This is a genomic window from Corynebacterium mucifaciens, assembly GCF_012396315.1.
In the GTDB taxonomy this organism is placed as follows: Bacteria; Actinomycetota; Actinomycetes; order Mycobacteriales; family Mycobacteriaceae; genus Corynebacterium; species Corynebacterium mucifaciens.
The window spans coordinates 1-7137 of the sequence record NZ_JAAXPF010000021.1 but is presented as its reverse complement, the minus strand read 5'-3'; the positions used below and the strand labels follow the sequence as shown (position 1 = coordinate 7137).

Sequence of the window (7137 nt, the reverse complement as noted above, 5' to 3'; positions counted from 1 at the left end):
ACCAAAGCCGGCACAAGCCTTCCAGCAGAAGTCAGCATCATCCGCACCACCACCCAAACCGCCCCACCCCCACAACCCATCACGATCTAACACCCAAACCCGTTCACAACCACTTGACACAAAGCGTCACCGGGGAATTCGTTCACTTGCCGCAGGTGGGGGATGCCGAACCCCGGATTTGTTCACCCGCGGGTGAACAAATCCCCAATCGCCCTAGTCGGTGCCCTGGATGAGCCCCATGATGCGCTCGAAGTCGTCCTTGTCGCCGAACTCGACAACGATCTTGCCCTTGCGCTTGCCCATAGTCACCGACACCTTCGTGTCCCAAGCGTCCGCGAGCGAGTCGGCGGCCTGGGTGAGATACTCCGGCTGAGGGACGGGCTGGCGCTTCGGCTTGTCGGGCACCGTGCCGTTCGAGTTGATCAGGGAGACGGCCTCTTCCGTCGCACGCACTGAAAGCCCCTCGGCGACAATGCGGTCGGCGAGCTGGGCTTGGGCGTCGGCGGTGTCGTCGCCGAGCTTGATGCCCAAAAGCGCACGGGCGTGGCCTGCGGAAAGCACACCGGCGGCGACCCGGCGCTGCACGCCGACGGGCAGGTTGAGCAGGCGGATCGCGTTGGTGATCACGGGGCGCGAGCGGCCCAGTTTGTCGGCGAGCTGCTCTTGGGTTACGCCGAACTCGTCAAGCAGCTGCTGGTACGCGGCGGCCTCTTCGAGCGGATTGAGCTGGACGCGGTGGATGTTTTCCAGCAGCGCGTCGCGCAGCATGTCCTCGTCGGAGGTCTCGCGGACGATGGCGGGGATGTGCTTTAAGCCAGCTTTGGAGGACGCGCGCCAGCGGCGCTCGCCCATGATGAGCTCGAAGCCCTCCTTGGTGTCGCGCACTACGATGGGCTGCAGCAGCCCGAACTCGCGGATGGAGTGCACCAGCTCGGCCAGCTCGTCCTCGTCGAAGACTTGGCGCGGCTGCTTCGGGTTCGGGATGATCTGCCCGATGGGGATTTCCTGGTAGCGCGCGCCCACCGGCACCGGCTGGATCACCTTGTCGCGCTTGGCGGACACCGTCGGAGCGCCCTGGACCTTCTTGGGGGCGCCCTTCGGTGCGTCGGCAGGCTTGGGCGCCTGCTTGCCGAAGATGACGTCGGAGGCGTTGCCGCCGATGGCCGGGGTCTTGCCGTTGTTGTCGATGTCGGCGGGCGCCGACGGGATGAGCGCCGCCAGTCCGCGGCCGAGGCCGCCTTTGCGTTCTGCCATGGTGTTACTCCTCTTCGTCGAGCTGCGCGTAAACCTCCGGGCTCACGCCGATTGGGCCGGTGCTGGGGTGGGGCTGGTAGTCGCCGCGGTGGGCCAGTTCGCGCGCGGCGTCGAAGTACGCCAGGGCTCCGCGTGAGCCCGGGTCGTAGTCGATGACGGTCTGGCCGTAACCGGGCGCTTCCGAGACCTTGACGGAGCGGGGGATCACGTTATTTAGCACCACCTGGCCGAACTGCCCGCGGACCTCGTCGGCTACCTCGGACGCAAGCTTCGTGCGCGCGTCGTACATGGTGAGCACGATCGCGGAGATGTGCAGGCTGTTGTTCAGGTGCTCGCGGATCATGCCGATGTTGCCCAGCAGCTGGCCCACGCCCTCGAGCGCGTAGTACTCGCACTGGATGGGAATCAGCACCTCATCCACCGCGGTCATCGCGTTGATGGTGAGTAGGCCGAGCGAGGGCGGGCAGTCGATGAACACGTAGTCGAAACCGTGCTCCTCCAGGAAGCCGCGGCGGATCTGGTCGTGCAGGCGGTATTCGCGCCGCACCATAGAGACGAGCTCAATCTCCGCGCCGGCCAGGTCGATGGTGGCCGGGATGCAGAACAGGTTCGGGTTCTTCGGGTGCGGCTGCACGGCGTCGGAGGCGTTAGCCTCACCTATCAGCACCTCGTAGCTGGAGGTGGTGCCGGAGGTGTGCTCCGCGCTGAGCGCGGTCGAGGCGTTGCCCTGCGGGTCCAAGTCGATCACCAGCACCTTCAGGCCCTGGCGACTCAGAGACGCGGCCAGGTTCACGCTGGTGGTGGTCTTGCCCACGCCGCCCTTCTGATTGGCCACGGTGATCACGCGCGGCTGGTCAGGCTTGGGCAGCGTCTCGCGTCTCGACGTCACGCGCGCCGCGCGCCTCGCCGCCTCCATCAAAGGAGTCTCATCGAAGTTGTCCATCTACGCCCCCTTCTTCTTCCGCAGGATGCGAATCAACGTGGTCGGTTGCTCCAGCACCGAAGCGCCGACCGTGAGGATTTCTGCATCCACGCCGCCGGCCTTGGCTATCTCTTTCTGGTCGCGCTCGAGTTCCTCGGCCACGGATTCGCCCTTCATCGCAATCATGTACCCGCCTCCCTGCAGCAGCGGAATGGACCACCCGGCGAGCTTACCCAGCGGGGCGACGGCGCGGGAGGTAACGGCGTCGAACTCCGCCTTCGGCTGCTCCTCGGCCCGCCCGCGCACAACCGTCACGTTGTCTAGGCCGAGCTCGGCGACCACCTCCCCGAGGTACGTAGAGCGCTTCAACAGCGGCTCGATCAACGTGATGGACAGGTCCGGCCGCGCGATGGCCAACGGGATGCCGGGAAGACCCGCGCCGGAGCCGATGTCCGCCACCTTCAGCCCGGACTCGAACGCCTCCGCAATCACCGCGCAGTTGAGGATGTGCCGCTCCCACAGGCGGTCCACCTCCTTCGGCCCAATGAAGCCGCGCTCGGCGGCCGTGGTGGCCAACGAGCGGTGGTAGGCCTCGGCGAGCGGGAGGCGTTCTCCAAAGACTTCGGCTGCGGCTGCAGGGGTGGTGTCCGACATGCACAACACTGTAGTCGGCCCGCCGACATGAAAAATCCCGGCCACGTTGGGCCGGGACGAAACGTCGATAAGCGTCTGCTACTTACCTTGCTTCCGCTGCTTCTTGGTGCGGCGGTCCTTGGTGCGCGCGCCCGGGGCGGGGGCGGTGGTGCGCTTGAGCTCCACCTTGCGCGCCTCCTCGGCGGCCTCTTCTTTGTCCATCTTGTTGTTCAGCCACATGGACTGGAAGAACGTCCACACGTTGTTGGTGAGCATGTAGAACAGCAGGCCGATGTGCCAGATCACGCCGGTGGCAAGAATCATGACCGGGAAGAACCACAGCATCAGCTTGTTCATCATGCCCATCTGGGATTCCATCATCGCGGCCATCTCGCCCTGCGGCTTTGGCGTCTTGCCGGCGGCCTTGCGGGCCTGCTGGCGCTTGATCATGATGCGGGCGTTGAAGTGGGTGAAGACCGCACACAGCACGACCAGCGGGAGGCAGACGGCGACGATCTTCGCGCGGGTGAGGTCCGCGGTGCCGAAGGCGGCGAAGGCTTCTGCCGGCATGGACATGTAAGCCGACAACGGCACACCGAAGAAATCCGCATCCAGGAAGGACTGCACATCCGAGGCTGGGAAGGCGTAGTTGGCGGTGTTGCGGTTCTCCTCAACGGACATGCCCAGCTCGCTGGTGCGGTTAAAGGATCGCAGCACGTGCAGCAGGCCGATGAAGATGGGCAGCTGCACCAGCGGCACGATGCAGGACGCAAGCGGGTTGGTGCCCATCTCGCGGTAGAGCTTCTGCGTCTCTTCCGCGATCTTTTGTTGGTCACCCTTGTACTTCTCGCGGATCTCCTGCATCCGCGGCTGCATCTCCTGCATCTTGCGCGTTGAGCGCATCTGGTTCACCATCGGCTTGAGCAGCAGCAGGCGCACCGTGCAGGTCAATAGGACAATGGCAAGAATCCAGGAGATGCCTGTGTCCTTGGGAACGGCAAAGCCGATGACCTCGTGCCAGAACCTCAGCACCCAGGAAATCGGCCAATAAATGAAATTCAGCACGTCTCGGTGTTACTCCTCACTCATTCCAATGCTGCCCGGCACCGGGTCGTACCCGCCGGGGTGCCAGGGCCCGCACTTGCACAGCCTGGCCGCGGCCATTGCGCCGCCGCGCACCGCACCGTGCCGAGACACGGCTTCAAGCGCATACGCACTGCATACTGGCATAAAACGGCACGTCCCGCCCATCTTAAGGGGTGAGAGGTACTTTTGGTAACCGCGAACCAGCCCCACCAGCGCTTTTGCGGCCGGACCCCGGGCTGGCGGGATCTCCCCGCCGGCGAAGTTGACGTAGGCCATCAGCGCTTCTTCTGCACCTTTTCCAGGGCCTTTTCCAAATCGTGGGCAAGCTCGTCGCTCGTCGCGGCCGCGGATCGCGGGAGCGCGCGGATGACAACGTCGCATTCGCGCGGCAGCGTATCGACGATGCTTCGCTGCACCACCGTGTGACGCAGCTTCCGCGACACGGCATGGCGCGTCACCGCGTTGCCCACCTGTTTGGACACCACCAACCCGAAGCGCGGTCCGCCCTGGATGATGGGGTCCTCCCGATAGTGCACATGCACCATTAACGTGCGAGACCCCGCGCGCACACCCTTCCTCATCGCAGTTTTGAAGTCTGCGGACGAGGTGAGTTTGTGCGGGCGGGGTAACACGCGGGAGACCGAAACTATGCGGTCAGGTTTGCGCGGCCCTTCTTGCGGCGCGCGGAAACGATGGCGCGGCCTGCACGGGTCTGCATGCGGGCGCGGAAGCCGTGCTTGCGAGCGCGGCGACGGTTGTTCGGCTGGTAAGTCCGCTTGGACACGGTGGACTCCTTCAGGGGTCGTGAACAGCCAGCGGCTCGCGGAAGCCTCCCGGGGAAGTGGCCGTTCCAAAAGTTGAAACGTTGCGTTGAGATTGCGGATCCACTCCTGTGCGGAGCGCAGCTCGCGTGCAGCGCCTTCGCCAGCTCGCCTTGCGGCGGCCCGGTGCCCGGCGGGGGCGGTGCTCTCAGATGTACGACGGTGCAACCGACGTAAAGACGAACTTCAGGGTACGCGAGTTTCGGCGTTCCGGCCAAATCAACACGCGCCTGCGCGCGGGTGCCCCCGTAATTACATACCTGTGTTTTTCTGCAGGTTGGCGCACCAATCCTTGGCGCACCCTGCGAGAGAGCCGAGAGAAAGTGGACAACTGTTCGATGGACGGAGTTATCCACAGCTTCTACCCACAACGTTGTTTCGACAGCCCTATCCGTGAGCGGTAACAATGGAGGAATCACCACAATCGCACACCCTCACACCGCGCAGGGCTGTGAATAACTGTGAAGTTCTTGTTGAGACTTTCCGTCTAGACGCCCTTTTCTCGCAGGTCATGGCAGTATTTTCTGGGCTGCACAGTTATCCACAGGCCGTGCAGAACTTGTGGACAACACGCACTGCTACAGTATCCACAGCTGTGGATAACACTGTGGAACAGCAGGTGAGCGTCCACCACAGGGGCGGGCGGCGTTGTGGATTACACAGTGGAATGCGGTGGATTTCGCCGGATTCCGGCAGGAACGAGCAGACTGGAGACAACGTTGGCCGACCAACACCTGGAAGATCTGTGGCATGGCGTCGTCGACGAACTGCTGCGGCTCTCCGAGCAAGCCACCTCGTCGGTGCCAACCCTGACCCCGCAACAACGCGCCTACCTGCGGTTGATGAAACCGGTGGTGCTTGTGGACGGCTACGCCCTACTTTCTGCACCCCACCAGGCCGCCAAAAATGTCGTTGAAGAGTCCCTGGCTCCCCACATCACGGCCCTGTTGTCCTCACACACCGGGCAGCCGTACAACCTGGCCGTTTCCGTCGCCGCGCCCGAGCCGGAACCGACCCCCGCGCCGCAGACGAGCTGGCAGCCCACCCAATCCAACGTCGAAGCACCCGGAGTAGGGGAGCAAATCCCGATGGGGCTGGACGAGCTCGCGCAAATGCACGCGGCGCAGGTGGCGGGACGTCGTCGAGAAGCAAATGCGCACCCGACTGTGGACCGCCGTATCCCACGCGAAAAGCCCGCGCACGACCCGGATCGCGAGGCGAGCCTGAACCCGAAGTACACCTTTGAGAACTTCGTCATCGGCTCCTCCAACCGCTTCGCTAACGGCGCCGCAGTCGCTGTCGCCGAAAACCCGGCCAAGGCCTACAACCCGCTGTTCATCTGGGGCGGGTCCGGCCTGGGCAAAACGCACCTGTTGCACGCCGCTGGCAACTACGCCGGTGTGCTGCAGCCGGGGCTGCGCATCAAATACGTCTCCTCCGAAGAATTCACCAACGACTACATCAATTCCGTGCGCGACGACCGGCAAGAATCCTTCAAGCGGCGCTACCGCAACCTGGACATTTTGATGGTCGACGACATCCAATTCCTCGAGGGTAAAGAGGGAACCCAGGAAGAGTTCTTCCACACCTTCAACGCGCTGCACCAGGCCAACAAGCAGATCATCTTGTCCTCCGACCGCCCGCCGAAGCAGCTGACCACGCTGGAAGACCGCCTGCGCACCCGCTTCGAAGGCGGCCTGATCACCGACGTGCAGCCGCCGGACCTGGAAACCCGCATCGCCATTTTGATGAAGAAGGCGGCCGCCGACGGCACACAGGTCGATCACCAGGTACTGGAGCTCATCGCCTCGCAGTTCGAGTCCTCCATCCGCGAACTGGAAGGCGCGCTCATCCGCGTGTCCGCGTACTCGTCGCTGATCAACGAACCGATCACCATGGATGTCGCGCAGGTTGCGCTGCGCGACATCCTCCCCGACGAAGGGGACGTCAACATCACCGCGACCGCCATCAAAGACGCCGCTGCGGAGTACTTCCAGGTGTCTCTGGAGCAGCTGACCGGCGCCGGCAAGACGCGCCAGGTCGCCCACGCCCGCCAGATTGCGATGTACCTCTGCCGCGAGCTGACCGACCTCTCCCTGCCCAAGATCGGCGACGAGTTCGGCGGCAAGGACCACACCACCGTCATGTACGCCGACCGCAAGATCCGCAAAGAAATGACGGAGAACCGCGGCACGTACGACGAAATCCAGGAACTCACTCAGGTGGTGAAGAACCGCGCCCGCGCCCGGGGGCGGTAGTTTCCAGCTACTAGGAGCCAGCTATTCGCCGAAAAAGGGGGTGCGGACAAAAAGTTGGAGTGCGTTTTGGGGGACGTTGTCTCGTTGTTACGCACTTAATGCTTGCCGGTGCTCGGCGATGGTGGTGCACCCTTTGCCGAGTGTCGACTTCAACCGACGGTGG

At 63.8% G+C, this 7137-nt stretch carries 8 protein-coding genes; 1 reads left to right on the top strand and 7 read right to left on the bottom strand.

All coding sequences use genetic code 11. From position 1 onward, the window contains the following. Positions 1–213: 213 nt before the first annotated feature. The 7 genes from HF989_RS10605 to rpmH all read right to left on the bottom strand — a co-directional run bounded on the left by HF989_RS10605 (position 214) and on the right by rpmH (position 4679). Entirely contained in the window at positions 214–1254 is a 1041-nt protein-coding gene (locus tag HF989_RS10605; RefSeq protein ID WP_168686364.1) for a ParB/RepB/Spo0J family partition protein, read from the bottom strand. 4 nt (positions 1255–1258) lie between these two features. Beyond that, complete coding sequence (locus HF989_RS10600; RefSeq protein ID WP_168686362.1) at positions 1259–2197, bottom strand: ParA family protein; 939 nt, start codon at positions 2195–2197, stop codon at positions 1259–1261. Further along, positions 2198–2830 (bottom strand): 16S rRNA (guanine(527)-N(7))-methyltransferase RsmG, encoded by a 633-nt coding sequence (gene rsmG, locus HF989_RS10595; RefSeq protein WP_168686360.1) that lies wholly within the window; start codon positions 2828–2830, stop codon positions 2198–2200. It lies immediately after the preceding gene. Positions 2831–2908: 78 nt separating this feature from the next. Then, positions 2909–3874: a membrane protein insertase YidC gene (gene yidC / locus HF989_RS10590; RefSeq protein ID WP_168686358.1), complete on the bottom strand. Its 966-nt coding sequence runs from the start codon at positions 3872–3874 to the stop codon at positions 2909–2911. A gap of 9 nt (positions 3875–3883) precedes the next feature. Further along, complete coding sequence (gene yidD / locus HF989_RS10585; protein WP_168686356.1) at positions 3884–4171, bottom strand: membrane protein insertion efficiency factor YidD; 288 nt, start codon at positions 4169–4171, stop codon at positions 3884–3886. Next, the gene (gene rnpA / locus HF989_RS10580; RefSeq protein ID WP_168686354.1) at positions 4171–4527 is read right to left on the bottom strand and encodes a ribonuclease P protein component; all 357 of its coding nucleotides are present in this window, start codon (positions 4525–4527) and stop codon (positions 4171–4173) included. Before rnpA ends, yidD begins: the two co-directional genes overlap by 1 nt. A 14-nt stretch (positions 4528–4541) precedes the next feature. Continuing rightward, complete coding sequence (rpmH, locus tag HF989_RS10575; RefSeq protein ID WP_038613548.1) at positions 4542–4679, bottom strand: 50S ribosomal protein L34; 138 nt, start codon at positions 4677–4679, stop codon at positions 4542–4544. A 756-nt stretch (positions 4680–5435) separates the two neighbouring features. Here rpmH and dnaA point away from each other — a divergent pair. Then, positions 5436–6974, top strand: coding sequence for a chromosomal replication initiator protein DnaA (gene dnaA / locus HF989_RS10570; RefSeq protein ID WP_168686353.1), 1539 nt, complete (start codon positions 5436–5438; stop codon positions 6972–6974). The last annotated feature ends 163 nt before the right edge of the window (positions 6975–7137 follow it).

Bases quoted from the DNA above. Each gene is read 5' to 3' on its own strand.
- rsmG (WP_168686360.1), bottom strand. From the start codon at position 2,830: ATGTCGGACACCACCCCTGCAGCCGCAGCCGAAGTCTTTGGAGAACGC.
- HF989_RS10605 (WP_168686364.1), bottom strand. From the start codon at position 1,254: ATGGCAGAACGCAAAGGCGGCCTCGGCCGCGGACTGGCGGCGCTCATC.
- yidD (WP_168686356.1), bottom strand. From the start codon at position 4,171: ATGGCCTACGTCAACTTCGCCGGCGGGGAGATCCCGCCAGCCCGGGGT.
- HF989_RS10600 (WP_168686362.1), bottom strand. From the start codon at position 2,197: ATGGACAACTTCGATGAGACTCCTTTGATGGAGGCGGCGAGGCGCGCG.